The 16,014-nt window shown below is 67.5% G+C and carries 9 protein-coding genes; 5 read left to right on the forward strand and 4 right to left on the reverse strand.

Annotation, left to right across the window (positions count from 1 at the left end):
• Positions 1-16 precede the first annotated feature (16 nt).
• Positions 17-769 (forward strand): SDR family oxidoreductase, encoded by a 753-nt coding sequence (locus tag B5D38_RS16380; RefSeq protein WP_078709521.1) that lies wholly within the window; start codon positions 17-19, stop codon positions 767-769.
• A gap of 37 nt (positions 770-806) precedes the next feature.
• On the opposite strand, the gene ybaK is transcribed toward B5D38_RS16380, so the two are convergent.
• From ybaK to B5D38_RS16400, 4 genes are read right to left on the reverse strand one after another with little or no spacing between them, the layout of a single operon-like run.
• The gene (gene ybaK / locus B5D38_RS16385) at positions 807-1,286 is read right to left on the reverse strand and encodes a Cys-tRNA(Pro) deacylase (protein ID WP_078709522.1); all 480 of its coding nucleotides are present in this window, start codon (positions 1,284-1,286) and stop codon (positions 807-809) included.
• A gap of 17 nt (positions 1,287-1,303) precedes the next feature.
• A complete protein-coding gene (locus tag B5D38_RS16390; RefSeq protein ID WP_078709523.1) occupies positions 1,304-2,179 on the reverse strand; it encodes a transglutaminase family protein in 876 nt (291 codons plus the stop codon).
• Entirely contained in the window at positions 2,176-4,593 is a 2,418-nt protein-coding gene (locus B5D38_RS16395) for a circularly permuted type 2 ATP-grasp protein (RefSeq protein ID WP_245319298.1), read from the reverse strand. Before B5D38_RS16395 ends, B5D38_RS16390 begins: the two co-directional genes overlap by 4 nt.
• A 26-nt stretch (positions 4,594-4,619) precedes the next feature.
• Positions 4,620-8,054, reverse strand: a complete 3,435-nt coding sequence (locus B5D38_RS16400; RefSeq protein WP_078709524.1) for a transglutaminase family protein — start codon at positions 8,052-8,054, stop codon at positions 4,620-4,622.
• A 242-nt stretch (positions 8,055-8,296) separates the two neighbouring features.
• Here B5D38_RS16400 and B5D38_RS16405 point away from each other — a divergent pair, with 242 nt between their 5' ends.
• The 4 genes from B5D38_RS16405 to treY all read left to right on the forward strand — a co-directional run bounded on the left by B5D38_RS16405 (position 8,297) and on the right by treY (position 16,011).
• Positions 8,297-9,355 (forward strand): zinc-binding metallopeptidase family protein, encoded by a 1,059-nt coding sequence (locus B5D38_RS16405; protein WP_078709525.1) that lies wholly within the window; start codon positions 8,297-8,299, stop codon positions 9,353-9,355.
• Between the two features lie 172 nt (positions 9,356-9,527).
• Positions 9,528-11,459, forward strand: a complete 1,932-nt coding sequence (gene treZ / locus B5D38_RS16410; protein WP_245319300.1) for a malto-oligosyltrehalose trehalohydrolase — start codon at positions 9,528-9,530, stop codon at positions 11,457-11,459.
• Positions 11,456-13,312 carry a 4-alpha-glucanotransferase gene (gene malQ, locus B5D38_RS16415; RefSeq protein ID WP_078709526.1) on the forward strand — a complete coding sequence of 619 codons (1,857 nt, stop codon included), beginning with the start codon at positions 11,456-11,458 and terminating at the stop codon, positions 13,310-13,312. The genes treZ and malQ overlap by 4 nt, the downstream gene beginning before the upstream one ends.
• The gene (gene treY / locus B5D38_RS16420) at positions 13,309-16,011 is read left to right on the forward strand and encodes a malto-oligosyltrehalose synthase (protein WP_078709527.1); all 2,703 of its coding nucleotides are present in this window, start codon (positions 13,309-13,311) and stop codon (positions 16,009-16,011) included. Before malQ ends, treY begins: the two co-directional genes overlap by 4 nt.
• Positions 16,012-16,014: the final 3 nt, after the last annotated feature.

Consider the following 16,014-nt stretch of genomic DNA (forward strand, 5'->3'; position numbering starts at 1 on the left):
ACACGGGAGTGTTTCCATGGATCTTCTGTCAAACAAGGTCGCCCTCATCACCGGCGCAAGCTCCGGCATCGGCAGGGCAGCGGCCAAGCTCTTCGCCCAGGAGGGCGCGCGGGTCGTCGTCAATGCGAGGCGCAGCGAGCCTCTGGAAGATCTCGCGGCGGAAATCCAGGCGGCGGGCAGAGAGGTCGCCGTCGTTGTCGGCGATGTGGCTCTGGAGCAGACGCACAAGGCCTGCATCGAAGAAGCAGAAAGAGCGTTCGGTGCCCTCGACATCGCCTTCAACAATGTCGGTCTGGTGGGGCCTATGCGCCCTCTCGCGGAGCTGACGCTCGACGACTGGGAGAGCGTTCTGCGCACCAACCTGACAGCAGCCTTTCTCGGTGCGAAATATCAGGTTCCGGCAATGCTCAAGCAGGGCGGCGGTTCGCTGGTCTTTACCGGCAGCTTCGTCGGCAACAGCGTCGGCCTGCCGGGAATGGCGGCCTATGGCGCGGCGAAGGCCGGGCTTGTGGGACTGGTGAAGGGCCTCACCGCCGATTACGGCGCGAAGGGCATCCGGGCCAACGCTCTTCTGCCGGGCGGCACCGACACCGCCATGGCGGGCGATGCCCAGCAGCGCGAATGGGCCGCCGGCCTCCACGCCATGAAGCGGATCGCCCAGCCGGACGAGATCGCCCGAGCCGCCCTGTTCCTGGCGAGCGACCTGTCGAGCTTCGTCACCGGCTCGGCTCTCTGGGCCGATGGCGGCAACGCCGCCGTCAAGCTGTAGCCGCCCGTCTTGCGAGGCGGCCTGCTCGCGCCGCCTCCTACCTCTCCGCAGCCAGGCTCGCCGCCGTCGCCTTCAGCCCCGCCAGCGCGTCCTTGGGAGCCAGCTCCAGCATCAGGCCGCGCTGGCCGGCGTTGATGATGACGCTGGCCTCATCCATCGCGCTCTCCTCGATCGCCGTCGGCACGGCCCGCTTCTGGCCGAAGGGACTGATGCCGCCGACATGGTAGCCGGTGAGGCGCTCGGCCTTTTGCGGCGGCATCATTGCCGCCGTCTTGCCCTTGAAGGCGGCCGCGACCTTCTTCATCGACAACTCGCGGTCGGAGGGGATGACGCAGCAGGCGGGCTTGCCGTCCACCTCCACCATCAGCGTCTTCAGCACCCGGTGCGGCGGCTCGCCGATGGCGGCGGCGGCCTGAAGGCCGATGGGCTCGTTGCCGGAGTGATAGTCGTAGCTTCTCGTGCGATAGGCGATGCCCGCCTTGTCGAGGGCAAGGGTCGCCTGGGTGCTTTTCGACATCTCGTTCGAATCCGTTCTCAGTCCACCGGCACCACGTCCACCGCGTGCCACGATCTCTGCGCGCCGGCCGTCGTGACCACCCCCGCCATGGGAGCGATGTCGGCATAGTCGCGGCCGATGGCTGCGATGATGTGCCCTTCCCCGGCAAGGATGCCGTTGGTCGGGTCGAAGCCGATCCAGCCGATCTCCGGGCCGAGCCAAGCCATCACCCAGGCATGCATGGCATCGACGCCTTCGATGCGCGGCTGGCCGGGCGGCGGATCGGTCTTGAGATAGCCGCTGGCATAGGCGGCGGGAAGCCCGAGCCCCCTGAGCCCGGCGATCATGACGTGGGCGAAGTCCTGGCAGACGCCGCGCCGCAGAGCGAAGGCGGCGGCAACGTCCGTGGTGACGTCGGTGAAGCCCTCCTCGTAGGTGAACTCGTTTCTGATCGTGGTCGCGAGATCCAGGCAGGCGCGGCCGACAGAGACGCGCCGCCCCGACCGGGCCGCGGCATAGGCCGTGACGTCGGGAACGAGCTTGACGGCCCTGCTAGAACCCAGGAAGTGCGCGGGCGAAAGAGCGGCGAGATCTCGGCTCGCCTCCGCCGCCCGCGCCACCTCGCCGACAGGCAGTGCCAGGTTGAGATCGGGCGCCGTGCGCTCCACCGCGACGCGCGCGCGCATCTCGATCGACAGACGATCGTGGGCGCGATCGATCCGGAACCGGTCGACGGTATTGCCAAAGAAATCCGTCTCCCGCCCCTGCTCCCCCGGCCGAGGATCGATGAGGAGCGAAGCGGCTTCCACGCTCTGGCCAAAGCCCGCGCGCGGGCGAACACGCAGGAGATGGCTCGATTCGCCGACGGCGGAGGGATAGTCGGTGCCGATCCTCAGGCGAATATCGCAGATCATTCCGCCTCCCCCCTTTCCTCGCCTCCCGCCGCGCCGGAGAAATAGCGACGCAGCAGGAGATCGGAGATCGCCGAGAAATCGGCGCTGGCGCGGTTGAGAAACGCTTCGTCCACCTCCGCCGGCTCGGCCGTTTCCAGCCGCACGGCAAGGCGCGCGGTGCGGCGGATCAGGCCGTCGGGCGTCACGCCCCCGCCCGTTCCCGGAAGATGCTCCAGCATCTCCTTCAGCTTGCCCGCCTGGAACGAAACCGAGCGCGGGTTGAGCGGATCGAGCATGGCGAGATCCAGCACCGTCTCCCGCGACAGGGCGACGGAATAGCGTCGGCGGTGGGCGACGCGGCTGTCGGTGAATTCGAGCAGCGCCTCCAGCGCGCCTTCCGGCGGCTCGCCTTTGAGCAGCGTGGCGGCGATCCCCGCCGTGATAGTGCCGCGTTCCAGATGGCGTCCGGCTTCCAGAAAGCGCCAGCCGGTAAAACGCACCATGTTTTCGTGGACGAGGCCGGTGAAGCCGGCGAGCCGTGTCAGCATCTCGCCGAGGAGGCGCTGCAGCGCCTCGATGCCGAGCCCCGGCGGGCTGCGCAGGATCAGCTCCTCCAGCTCGGCGAGCACCCGCCAGCCATCGGGCGAGAAACGATCGCGGATGCGCGAGGCCGTCGCCGAGGCCGCCCGCGCATGCGCCTCCAGCCCGACAACGGGATCATGGGAAAGCGAAACACCATAGGCCGCGAGAAGATCGCCGATGCGCTGGATCAGCGGCGCGCCCTCCCCGAGTTCGCCTTGCCGCGCCGCCGCAAGGCGCAGAAGCCGGGTTACGCCCTCCGTGCGCTCGACATAACGCCCGAGCCAATAGAGATTGTCCGCCGAGCGCGAGGGCAAGGCGTTGGGCAGGCGCCGGGCAAACCGCGCCCCTCCCCCGCCGAGCAGGGTCACGGGCTTCGGCTCCTGGCTGGACGTCACCCAAACGTCGATCGAGTGCCCCCCCGCCTGCATGGCAACGGCGCGCGGGTCGTCGGACTGCGAGACGCGCGCAAAGCCGCCGGGCATGACGAACCAGCCGTCCTCGCCTCGCGCCAGATAGACCCTGAGCGTGACCGGGCGCGGCTCCAACTGCCCGGCCGAGAAGACAGGCACGGTCGAGAGGGCAACCATCTCCTGCCCGACCAGCGAAGCCGCTTCCACCGCCGGTCCGAAAAGGCTTTCGGGGCTGGCGCCACCGGTGGCGGGCAGGATCGGCCGCATCGCGCCTTCTTCGCCAGAGGCTGGTGGAAAGGCCGGCGCCAGCGCCATTCTCTCCCGGTTAGCCCGCACAAGCTCGCGTTCGCTTCCTTGGCCGCACCACCAGGTCGCGATCACCGGCAGCTTCAGCTCCTCGCCGAGCAGCCGTTTGGCCATGGCCGCCTGAAAGGCGAGCAGCGCGCGAGTTTCGAGAATGCCGGAGCCGAGCGCGTTGACCAGCCTTACTCTTCCGGCCCGCACCGCAGCCACAAGCCCGGCGGTGCCGATGCGCGAGGCGGAAAAGAGCTCCAGCGGATCGGCATAGTCGGCATCGAGCCGGCGCCACAGAACGGGAATGGGTCTTGCGCCATGGACGGTGCGGACCGCGACACCGGTCTCCCCGGCGACGAGATCGCCGCCCTCGAGGAGCGTGAGGCCGAGATAGCGGGCGAGATAGGCGTGTTCGAAATAGGTCTCGTTGTGAGGACCGGGCGTCAGAAGGCCAACGCGCCCGGTTGGCGAGCCGGTGAGGCGAAACAGCGTCTCGCGAAAGCGCTGGAAGAAACCGGCGAGGCGCTCGACCCGCATGGCGCGACTGACGTCGCCGAAGGCGCGCGCCGTCGCCACGCGATTCTCCAGCGCAAAGCCGGCGCCGGAGGGCGCCTGGGCGCGGTCGCCGAGCACCCACCAGCGCCCGTCGGGCCCCCGGCCGAGATCGATGGCGATGAAGCGGATGAGCGGCTCGCCCGAGGCCGCCTGCCCGGCGAGCGGGCGCAGATATTCCGGATTCCGGGCGACGATGGGAGCGGGCAGAATGCCCTCGGCCACCAGACGGTTGTCGCCGTAGAGATCGGCGAGGAGGCGCTCCAGAAAGACGGCGCGCTGGACGAGCCCGGCCTCGAGCGCTGCCCACTGGCCTTCGCCTATGACCAGCGGCGGATAGGCGAGCGGCCAGACGCGCTGCTCCTCGCCCGGGTCCTCGCCGCCATAGACGCGATAGAAGACGCCGGCCTCGCGCAGGTAGCGCCCGGCGCGCGCAAAGCGCGCGGTACGCTCGGCGCGATCCATGGCGCTGAGGGCGTCGGCCAGCGGACGGTAGCACTCACGGACGGTGCCGCCCGCCTCCATCATCTCGTCGAAGCCGCCGGCCGGCGGCCGGTAGCCGGCGAGAAGCGCCTCCAGGCTCCCTGCCCCCGTCATGCCCGGCCGCTCCCCTTCCCTTTCCATCACGAAAGATGCGCCGGCCGGCGAAGGTCGAGCGTCGTCGGGAAGGTCGGGTCGGGGACTTCGGACGGTGGCACGAAACCGCCCGCCGTGTGGCCGATATCCTCGAAGCGGGCGAGCCGCCGCGCCTCGGCCTCATAGGCATTGACCGGGAACGTCTCGTAATTTCGCCCGCCGGGGTGGGCGACATGGTAGACGCAGCCGCCGAGCGAGCGGCCCGTCCACGTATCGTAGAGATCGAAGGTGAGCGGCGCGTGGACGGGAATGGTCGGATGAAGGCCCGAGGCCGGCTGCCACGCCTTGAAGCGCACGCCGGCCACCCAATCGCCGTTCTTTCGGCCCGGCACGAGCGGCACACGCCTTCCGTTGCAGGTGACGACGTGGCGCCCGTCCTCCAGCCCCGAAACCTTCACCTGAAGGCGCTCGACCGAGGAATCGACGAAGCGCACCGTGCCGCCGATGGCGCCCGTCTCGCCCATGACATGCCAGGGCTCCAGCGCCTGCCGGAGTTCCAGCGACACGCCCTCGCGCTCGATGCGTCCGCAGAAGGGAAAGCGGAATTCGGCCTGCGCCTCGAACCATTCGGGGCGCACGGCATAGCCTGAGCGGTTGAGGTCGGCCACCACTTCCAGGAAATCGCCCCAGACGAACTCGGGCAGCATGAAACGGTCGTGAAGCCGGGTGCCCCAGCGCACGAACTTGCCCGAAGCCGGCTCCTTCCAGAACTTGGCGATGAGCGCGCGAATGAGGAGCTGCTGGGCAAGGCTCATCCGCGCATCCGGCGGCATCTCGAAGCCGCGGAACTCGATGAGGCCGAGCCGGCCCGTCGGCCCGTCCGGAGAATAGAGCTTGTCGATGCAGATTTCCGAGCGGTGGGTGTTGCCCGTGACGTCGATGAGCAGGTTGCGGAAGAGGCGGTCCACCAGCCAGGGCGGCGGCGCCATGCCGCTCCCCGGCGGCGGCACGTGATCCATGGCGATCTCCAGCTCATAGAGCTGGTCGTGGCGCGCCTCGTCGATGCGCGGCGCCTGACTGGTCGGGCCAATGAAAAGACCGGAGAAGAGATAGGACAGCGAGGGGTGGCGCTGCCAGGTCAGCACCAGCGACTTCAAAAGGTCGGGCCGGCGCAGGAACGGGCTGTCGAGCGGCGTCGCGCCTCCCACGACGACGTGGTTGCCGCCGCCCGTGCCGGCATGGCGCCCGTCGATCATGAACTTGTCGGTTCCGAGGCGGGTGAGCCGCGCCTCCTCATAGATTGCCGTCGTGATGTCCACTGCATCCCGCCACGTGTCGGCCGGGTGGATGTTCACCTCGATGACGCCGGGATCGGGGGCGACACGGATGACGTTCATGCGCGGATCGTGCGGCGGCTGGTAGCCCTCGATCTGGACCGGGACGCCCTTTTCTTCCGCCACCGCCTCGACGGCGCCGAGAAGATCGAGATAGGCCTCCACCGTCTCCGTCGGCGGCATGAAGACACAGAGCTTGCCGTCGCGCGGCTCGATGGAGAGCGCCGTCCGCACATAGCCGACGATGTCCGGCCCTGGACCGAAGCTCCGCCCTCCCGGCCCCTGGCTCATCCCGCCCATGGACTGGGTGCCCATCGGCGGAAGGGCGCCATCCGAGGCGAGACGTTGCCCCTGCGCCATGCCACCCATCGCCTGAAGCCCGCCCGAGGGCGACTGGCTCTGGCCGGCAGGCGCCGCAATGCGCATCTGATCGCGCCCCGGGCCGAACTCCTGCGGCTCCGGCAGCGGGCCGCTCGGCACGGTCGGATCGGAGGGGAAGATATAGGGGAAGGTCGAGGGCGGCAGGTAGGGCAGCGAGGACAGCGGTAGGCGATAGCCCACCGGACTATCGCCGGGCGTCAAGTACAGCTTGCCGCGCCGCGTCGACCAGCGCTCCGAGATCCATTTTAAGCCCCGCCCCTGCCAGGCCTGGATCGGCAGGACGTAGCCGGACGGGTGCGTGAGCCCCCGATCGAAGACCCGGGAGATGCGCGCGCGCTCCTCGGGGTCCTCGAGCTTGGGGTCGGTGGGATCGACGTTCTCCGGAAGCTGTGCCTCTTTGACCAGCCAATAGGCCGGGTCCTCGAAGGCGGGCGCGGCATTGTCGGGGTCGACGCCAAGCTCGGCGGCGACGGCCCGCGTGAACACCGCCGCGTCCTCTGCCGTAACCGCTCGCTGATCGGCTTCGCGGGCGACGAGATCCGGCTTCTTCCAGATCGGCTTGCCGTCCTTGCGCCAGTAGAGCGAGAAGGTCCAGCGCGGCAGGGTTTCGCCCGGATACCACTTGCCCTGGCCGAAATGGAGGAAGCCGCCGGGGGCGAAGCGCTTCTGCAAGCGGCGGATTAAGGCGTCGGCGAGGCCCCGTTTCTGAGGGCCGGTGGCCTCGGTGTTCCACTCGGGCGACTGGAAGTCGTCGATCGAAACGAACGTCGGCTCGCCGCCCATGGTGAGCCGCACGTCGTTGCGCCGGAGCTCCTCGTCCACCGCCTCGCCGAGCGCGTCGAGCGCGGCCCAGCTCTCGTCGGAGAAGGGATGCGAGACGCGCGGCCGCTCAGCGATGCGCTCGACGCTCATGTCGAAGGAGAACTCGACCTCGGCGTAGTCGACGGCGCCCGAGATCGGCGCGGCCGAGTGGTAGTGCGGCGTCGCGGCAAGCGGCACGTGGCTCTCGCCGGTGAGCAGCCCCGAAGTCGGGTCGAGGCCGATCCAGCCCGCCCCCGGCAGATAGACCTCGGCCCAGGCGTGAAGGTCGGTGAAATCGTGATCCGTTCCCGGCGGGCCGTCGAGCGCGACGATGTCGGGCTTCAGCTGGATGAGATAGCCTGAGACGAAGCGGGCGGCGAAGCCGAGATGACGCAGGATCTGAACGAGCAGCCAGGAGGTGTCGCGGCAGGAGCCGGAGCCCTTCTCCAGCGTCTCCTCCGGGTTCTGGACGCCGGGCTCCATGCGGATGAGATAGTCGATCGCCTGTTCGAGCTTTTGGTTCAGCCCGACGAGGAAGTTCACGGTGTGCTTCTCGCTGCGATCGAGTTCGGCGAGGAAGGTCTGGAGCCGAGGCCCCGCCGGTTCCCGCTCCAGATAGGGCTCGAGATCGCTGCCGAGCGGCTCGGCGTAGGTGAACGGCCACTCGGTGGCATAGTCCTCGACGAAGAAGTCGAAGGGATTGTAGACCGTCATGTCGGCGAGGAGATCGACCTCGATCTTGAATTCGTTCGCCTTCTCCGGGAAGACGAAGCGCGCGAGATAGTTGCCGAACGGGTCCTGCTGCCAATTGATGAAGTGTTCCTTGGGCGTGACCTTCAAGGAATAGGACGCGACCCGCGTCTTGGAGTGCGGCGCCGGTCGAAGACGGATGGTCTGGGGGGCGAGAGTGACCGGCCGGTCGTACCTGTAGTGGGTGACGTGGTGGAGGGCAGCGAGGATCGACATCGGAGCCTTTTGCGAAACGCGAGGGAGGACGCGGAAGTCAACTGTAGACGAACGGAGTGCTGCGGCAAGCGCCGATCGCCGCACAGGTCCGTTGCGACGGCGGCTGCCATTGCTCGGCCGGCTCGCCAAATATTGAACGAAGCAGAGGCGTTCCGCGCAATTGCGGCGGAACCGCTTGACCGCCCGGTCATTGTTGGCGCGGTCTTCCCAGCGGCGAAAGTGCCGCCAAACGGTTCCGGCTCATGAAGCTTTTCTCCTGCCCATCCTGCGGCAACGTCGTCTATTTCGAGAACGTGGTGTGCGAGAATTGCGGGCATGCGCTTGGCTTTGAGCCCGGCGCCATGACGATGCTCGCCCTGGAACAGGAGGGCGACGGCTGGAAGGAGGCGGGCAGTCACGCCACCGAGGCGACGTGGCGCTATTGCGAGAACTACGCTCATGGCGTCTGCAATTGGCTGGTGCCGACGACCAGCGAGACGACCTTCTGCCTCGCCTGCCGCCACAACCTCATCATCCCGCCGCTGACAGACCCCGCAAATCTGCCGCTCTGGCAGAAGATGGAGATCGCCAAGCGCCGGCTCTTCTACACGCTCCTGAAGCTCAGACTTCCGCTTCTGACGCGAGACGAGAACCCCGAGGGACTAGGCTTCGAATTCCTGGCCGAGGGCGTGGCGGGAACCGAGCATGTGATGACCGGCCACGACCATGGCCTCATCACCATCGCCATCGCCGAGGCCGACGACGCCGAGCGCGAAAAGCGCCGCACCCAGATGGGCGAGCCCTACCGCACTCTTCTCGGCCACTTCCGCCACGAGATCGGCCACTGGTATTGGGATCGGCTGGTGCGGGATGGCGGCAGCCTGGATGCCTGCCGTGCCCTGTTCGGCGACGACAGCGAAGATTATGGCGAGGCGCTGCAGCGCCACTACGCGAACGGACCGAAGCCCGACTGGCAGACCGACTATGTGTCGGCCTATGCCGGCTCCCATCCCTGGGAGGACTTCGCCGAAACCTGGGCACACTACCTCCACATCGTCGACACCCTGGAGACGGGGCGCTCCTGGGGCATCTCCATCGATCCGCGCGTCGACAACAAGGGTCTCCTGCACGCCGACCTCGATTTCGATCCCTACGCGCCCGGCATCACGATCAAGGAGATCACGGACGCCTGGTTGCCCCTCGCCGCCGCGCTCAACTCCTTCAACCGCTCCATGGGTCAGCAGGACCTCTATCCCTTCGTCCTCTCCCCAGGGGTCATCGAGAAGCTCGGCTTCATCCACGATCTCGTTCACGGCAGGTAAGCCGCCACCCTTCCGTTTGCCCACGACATCGCGCCGGCGGCCATGAACCTTAGACCGCCCCGCATTTTTCCGGCCCCGACCGCTGGACGGCGGGAGGATCAGGCCAATCTTGTGTTGCAGAAAAACGGCCATCGAACGGGGATGGGCGGGGCCGCTTGCAGTCGGCCCACATATGACCAGCAACGCTATTCACGGCGCCCGCGAGGGAGCCGAGGCAAGGGACGACATGACTGGTGAGGCGACCTTTTCTTGCGAAACCTCATGGGGTCCAAGGATCGGCGAGACGGGCACGCTGTTTCGCCTTTGGGCTCCGGGAGCACAATCCATCGAGCTGGCGATCGGCAAGGCGGACGGCCCCGACTTTCTCGCCATGGAGCGCGACGAGGCGGGGTGGTGGCGCGTCGAGACCGACCGCGTCGCCATCGGCGGCGGCTATGGATTCCGGGTGAACGGCGACATGGTGGTGCCCGACCCGGCGGCGCGGGCGCAGATCGACGGCGTGCATGGCCTGTCGCGGCTAGTGGATCCGAAGGCCTATCGGTGGAAGACCGCAGATTGGAAGGGCCGCCCGTGGGAGGAAACGGTCTTCTACGAGCTCCACACCGGCACCTTTACCCCGGAAGGCACCTTCGAGGCGATCATCGAAAAGCTCGATTACCTGAAGGAGGTCGGCATCACGGCGGTCGAGCTTCTGCCGGTCGCCGAATTCTCAGGCAGGCGCGGCTGGGGCTATGACGGCGTCTATCTCTATGCGCCGCACGAGGTCTATGGCGGTGTCGAGGGGCTGAAGCGCCTCGTCGACGCGGCCCACGAGCGCGGACTGATGGTCTTCCTCGACGTCGTCTACAACCACTTCGGCCCGGACGGAAACTACCTCGGCGTCTATGCGCCGGAGTTCTTCCATCCCGAGATTCACACCGCCTGGGGCGCGGCCATCGCCTACGATAAGAAGCCGGTGCGCGATTTCATGATCGAGAACGCGCTCTATTGGCTCGAGGAGTTTCGCATCGACGGCCTGCGTCTCGACGCCATCGACTCCATCGAGGATACCACCGACGAGCCGCTGATCCGCGAGCTGGCGTCCGCCGTGCGCACGCGCATCACAGACCGGCACGTGCATCTCACCAGCGAGGACGCGCGCAACATCACCTGGCACATCGAGCGCAACAAGGATTGTTCGCCGAAATACGTCAGCGGCGAGTGGAACGACGACTTTCACCACACCGCCCACGCCATCGCCACCAAGGAGAGCGAGGGCTACTACCAGGATTATTCCCGCTCCGCGGTGAAGCAGATGGCCAGGGCGCTGGCCGAGGGCTTCGTCTACCAGGGCGATCATTCCCGCCACCGCGACAAGGATGTCGGCTTCCCCTCGGCTCATCTTCCGCCGACCGCCTTCGTCAATTTCCTCCAGAACCACGACCAGATCGGCAACCGCGCCTTCGGTGAGCGGCTGACCGATCTCGCCTCGCGCCGGCTGGTGGCGGTGCTCCAGTCGATCCTCCTGCTGTCGCCGCAGATCCCGCTGATGTTCATGGGCGAGGAGTATGGCGAGACCAACCCGTTCTGCTTCTTCACCGATTTCCATGGCGAGCTCGGCGAGATCGTGCGCGAGGGGCGGCGCTCGGAGTTCAAGCACTTCGCCGCCTTCCGCAATCCCGAGAACCGCAAGCTCATTCCCGACCCGAACGACGAGGAAACCTTCCTCCAGTGCAAGATGGATTGGACGGCCGCGCGCGGTCGACCGACCTACCGGCGCCGCCTCGATCTGGTGGAGCGGCTGCTGACCTTGCGCCGTGAGAGGATCGTGCCGCTGCTGAAGGGAATGGGCGGCCATGCCGGCCGCTATCACGTCGACGAGTCGACCGACGCTTTCGCCGTCTCCTGGCGGCTGGCGGGAGACAACGTGCTGCGCCTCTTCGCCAATCTCGACGACGAGCCGTGGAACGTGCCGCAGGCCGTGACCGCGGGCGCGGCGGCCGCCGGCGAGGTTCTGTTCGAACACGAGGCCGGAGCGGCCGAAAGCCTCGCCACCGGCGTCCTGCCCGGCCCCTCCGTCGTCTTCCGCTTCGCGCCCAACCTCCAGATCGGGAAAGACTCATGAGCGAACGCCTCGACCGCCTCGCCGAGAGCCACGGCATCCAGCTCGCCTACATCTCCGAGCTCGGCGAGCGCCACATGATTTCCGACGAAGCCAAGGCGCGTCTGCTCAAGGTCATGGGCATCGACCCGGAAACGGGCCCGGAAGGCGCGTTCGACGAGGCGGCCGATCAGTCGACGTCGCGCTGCTACGTGCCGCCGATGCCGGAACGTGGCCTGTGGGGGGTCGCCTGCCAGCTCTACGGCCTGCGCTCGCGGCGCAATCTCGGCATCGGCGACTTCGAGGATCTCGGGAGGCTCGCCACCATCGCCGGGGCGGTCGGGGCCGCCTTCATCGGCGTCAATCCGCTTCACGCGCTGTTTCTGGCCGATCCGGGGCGCTTCAGCCCTTACGCACCGTCGAGCCGGCGCTTCCTCAACCCGTTCTATATCGCCATCGACCAGATCGAAGGGGGGCCGGCCGCCATCGACGGGGTGAGAGCCGAGGCGCCGGAAATGTTCGAGGGGCTCGACGAGGACCTCGTCGACTACCCACGGGTGGGCGCTCTCAAGCGGCGCCTCCTGCGCTCTCTGTTCTCGGCGCGCCTGGAAGCGATCCGCGGCGACGAGGAATTCCAGCGCTTCTGCGCCGGTGGCGGCGAGCCGCTGCGCGACTTCGCGCTGTTCGAGGCGATTTCCGAAAAGATGGTCGAGGCCGGTCATCACGCCGGCTGGCATTCCTGGCCGGAGGAGATGCGCGATCGGCAGGGCCAGGCCGTGAAGGATTTCGCCGCCGCCCATCAGGACGACCTTCTCTTTCATCTCTGGCTTCAATATCTCGCCGAGGCCCAGCTTGCCGCCGCGCAGACGCGCGCGACGGGCGCGGGAATGCGGATCGGGCTCTATCTGGATCTGGCGGTGGGCGTCGCCCCCGACGGTGCCGAGACCTGGGCCGATCCCGCCCTGACGGCGGGGGCCGCGCGCATTGGCTCTCCGCCCGACATGTTCAATTCCTCCGGTCAGGACTGGGGCCTCGCCCCGCTCTCTCCGGCGGCCCTGGCGGAGCGCAACTTCAAGCCACTGGAAGATTCCTTCTCGATGCTGATGCGCAATGCCGGCGCGGTTCGCATCGACCATTCCATGGGGCTCGCCCGCCTCTGGTGGATTCCCGCCGAAGTCGGCGCCAAGGACGGCGGCTATGTGCGCTATCCGCTCGGCCGGATGATCGATGTCGTGGCCAAGGCATCGCAGGAGAACAAGTGCCTCGTCATCGGCGAGGACCTCGGCACCGTTCCGCCCGGCTTCCGTCATTTCATGGGAGAGGCCGCGATCCTCTCCTATCGACTGCTCTATTTCGAGCGCCATGGCGAGACTGGTTTTCTGCCGCCGTCAGCCTATCCCGACCTCGCGCTGGCCTGCATCTCCACCCATGATCTGCCGACCCTGAAGGGCTGGTGGACGGGCGCGGATGTCAATCTGCGCTTCGAGCTCGGCACGCAGGACCAGACGGCGACGGACCGCACATGGGACGAGCGCCGGCGCGACCGGCGAGCCCTTGTTCTCGCCCTCAAGGACGCCGCGCTGCTGCCGGAAGAGTTTGAGCGTGCCGCGTCCGGCGAGGAGGCCATGCCGCCCGATCTACCGCTTTCGCTGGTCGAGGCGGTCCACCGCTTCATCGCCCGCACACGCGCGATCGTCGTCGCCGCCCAGATCGACGACATGATCGGCTCGACGCGGCAGCTCAACGTCCCGGGCACCACCGATCAATACCCCAATTGGCGCATCCGCCTGAATGTCTTCCTGGAAGATCTCGCCTCGCATGAGGAGTTCCAGAGGCTGGCATCGGCGATGAGAGAAGAGCGACCGGCCGAACGATGAAGAGACAGTTGGTCGCAACCTATCGGTTGCAGTTTCGCGAGGGTACCGACTTCGAAAGCGGCCGCCAGCTCGCCCCGTATCTGAAGCGGCTCGGCGTCAGCCATCTCTATGCCTCGCCGATCTTCACGGCCGCGCCCGGCTCAACTCATGGCTACGACGTCGTCGACTACAACGCCTTCGAACCGGCGCTCGGCGGGAATGACGGCTTCGTCGCCATGAGCGACGCCCTGATGGAAGCCGACATCGGGCTCATGCTCGATTTCGTGCCCAACCACATGGGCATCAGCCCTCAGAACGTGTGGTGGGAGGATGTGCTCACATGGGGCGCGGATAGCCGCTTCGGCGACGTCTTCGACATCGCCTGGGACGCCGAGAAGATCCTCGTCCCGGTGCTCGGCAAGCCCTACGGCGACGCGCTCGCGGACGGGGACCTGTCGGTGATCATCGATGCCGGCAAGCGCCGGCTGCGCTTCGATGCCGCCGGCTACCAGCTGCCGCTCGACCCGCGCAGCCTCGGCATCGTCTTCCGCTTCCTGGAGCATGAGGCGCGCGAGCAGCTCGTTCGGCGCTTTGCCGTCGCCACGCCGTGGGACGCCGCCGAACTCGACGAGCGCTTCGAGGAGCACCTGGAGGACGAGACCTTCCGCGCCGCGCTGGACGCGGCCGTCGCCGCCGTCAACGGCGACAAAAGTGCGTTGCACGAGCTGCACGAGGCGCAGAGCTGGCGCCTTGCCTGGTGGCGCACGGCGCGGGAAAAGCTGACCTATCGCCGCTTCTTCGAGATCGCCGACCTGATCGGCGTTCGCCAGGAAAGGCGCCGGGTCTTCCAGGAATCGCACCGCACACTCATCCGCCTCGCCAAGGAGCGGCGGCTCGACGGCGTTCGCATCGACCATGTCGACGGCCTCGGCGATCCCAAGAGCTATCTGAGCGACCTGAAGCAGGCGTTCTCCGGCGTTCGCCGCAGCCCGACCATCCATGTCGAGAAGATCCTCACCGGCCCGGAGCGCCTTCGCGCCAGCTGGGAGATCGAGGGAACCACCGGCTACGAATTCATCACCGCGCTCGCCGGCCTCTATGTCGATGGTGACCAGGAAGCGGCGATGACGCAGGCCTATTGCGGCTTCGTCGGGGAAGAGGACCCTTTGCGCACGATGATCGCCAAGCAGAAGCGGGTGATCTTCTTCCGCAATCTGGCGGGCGAGCTGCAGTTCCTCACCAACGAAGCGATGAACGTCGCCTCGCGCGGGCTCTCGACCCGCGACCTCGGGCCGGACACCATGGCCCGGTCGATCGTCGAGATGGCGGCCCAGCTGCCGGTCTATCGCACCTATGTCAGCGTCGAGGGCGTGCCGGCCCATGACACGGCGGTGATCGATGGCGCGGTCGAGCGCGCCAAGGCGGGACGCGAGGTGGAAGCGGACGAGCCGATCGAGTTCATCGGGCGGCTGCTCAAGCTCGACTTCTCGGACGCGCTCGATGTCGCCGGCGCGCTGGAGTTCACCCGGCGCTTCCAGCAGACGACGGGCGCGGTGATGGCCAAGGCCGTGGAGGACACGGTCTTCTACCGCTACAACCGCCTCATCGCCCTCAACGAGGTGGGCGGCGAGCCCGACCATTACGGCACCGGCGTAGAGGAATTCCACCAGGCGATGGCGATCCGCCTGGAAGACCAGCCGGAAGGCTTGCTGGCCAGCTCCACCCACGACACCAAGCGCGCCGAGGACGCGCGCGCCCGGCTCTACACCTTGAGCGAGGCGCCGGAGCGCTGGGCCGAGTTGGTGGAAGGGTGGCGCAAGACGATGGAGCCTTTCCGCGCTCCCGCCGACAGTCTGACCATCTCGCCCGACCCGGCGACGGAGTGGATGTTCTACCAGGCGCTCGCCGGTGTCTTGCCGTGCGACTTCGACCCGGATGACACGGGCGCGCGGGCCAATATCGAGGCTCGCTTGGCGGCCTTCATGGAAAAGGCGGTGCGCGAGGCCAAGCGCTACACCAGCTGGACCGCGCCCGGCACCGCCTACGAGGCCCAGCTCGCGACCTTCGTTCATGCCGCCTTCGACGAAGAGGCGACCGGCTCGTTCCTCGCCGACTTCTGGTCCTCCATTCAGCCTTTCGTCGCCGCCGGCGCCCTCACCTCGCTGTCGCAGACGCTGCTCAAGCTGACAGTGCCCGGCGTGCCCGATATCTACCAGGGCACGGAGTTCTACGATTTCAGCCTCGTCGATCCGGACAACCGTAGGCCCGTCGACATCAATGGGCGCAGCACGCTCATTCACGACGACGCATCGATCGCCGAGGCGATGGCGAAGTGGCGTGATGGGCGGGTGAAGGCCAAGCTGCTCGCGGCGGGGCTCGCGGCCCGCGCCGAGGCGCCCACTCTCTTCACCTCGGGCGCCTATACCCCGCTAGCGATCGAGGGCGAGGCGAGCAGGCACCTTCTCGCCTTCGCCAGAACGGCGAAGGATGCGGCCGCTATCGTCGTCGTCCCGCGCCTCACGCTCGGTCTGCTGGACGGTGCGGAAGGGCTTCTGCCGCCGGCCGAGCGTTGGGAAGGCGGACGGCTGATCCTGCCGGAGGACTTCGAGGGGCGCGGCTTCCGCGATGTCCTTTCGGGCGGCAGGCGGCGGGCCGGCAAGTCCATGGAGCTGTCGGCTCTTCTCAAGGGCCTGCCCCTCGCGTTCCTGCTCGCGGCATGACGA

The organism is Consotaella salsifontis (assembly GCF_900167365.1).
Taxonomy (GTDB): Bacteria; Pseudomonadota; Alphaproteobacteria; order Rhizobiales; family Rhizobiaceae; genus Consotaella; species Consotaella salsifontis.

Excerpts from the sequence above, each read along its gene's own strand:
- B5D38_RS16395 (WP_245319298.1), bottom strand. The coding sequence starts at position 4,593 with ATGACGGGGGCAGGGAGCCTGGAGGCGCTTCTCGCCGGCTACCGGCCG.
- B5D38_RS16390 (WP_078709523.1), bottom strand. The coding sequence starts at position 2,179 with ATGATCTGCGATATTCGCCTGAGGATCGGCACCGACTATCCCTCCGCC.
- treY (WP_078709527.1), top strand. The coding sequence starts at position 13,309 with ATGAAGAGACAGTTGGTCGCAACCTATCGGTTGCAGTTTCGCGAGGGT.
- ybaK (WP_078709522.1), bottom strand. The coding sequence starts at position 1,286 with ATGTCGAAAAGCACCCAGGCGACCCTTGCCCTCGACAAGGCGGGCATC.
- B5D38_RS16405 (WP_078709525.1), top strand. The coding sequence starts at position 8,297 with ATGAAGCTTTTCTCCTGCCCATCCTGCGGCAACGTCGTCTATTTCGAG.
- B5D38_RS16380 (WP_078709521.1), top strand. The coding sequence starts at position 17 with ATGGATCTTCTGTCAAACAAGGTCGCCCTCATCACCGGCGCAAGCTCC.
- B5D38_RS16400 (WP_078709524.1), bottom strand. The coding sequence starts at position 8,054 with ATGTCGATCCTCGCTGCCCTCCACCACGTCACCCACTACAGGTACGAC.
- malQ (WP_078709526.1), top strand. The coding sequence starts at position 11,456 with ATGAGCGAACGCCTCGACCGCCTCGCCGAGAGCCACGGCATCCAGCTC.
- treZ (WP_245319300.1), top strand. The coding sequence starts at position 9,528 with ATGACCAGCAACGCTATTCACGGCGCCCGCGAGGGAGCCGAGGCAAGG.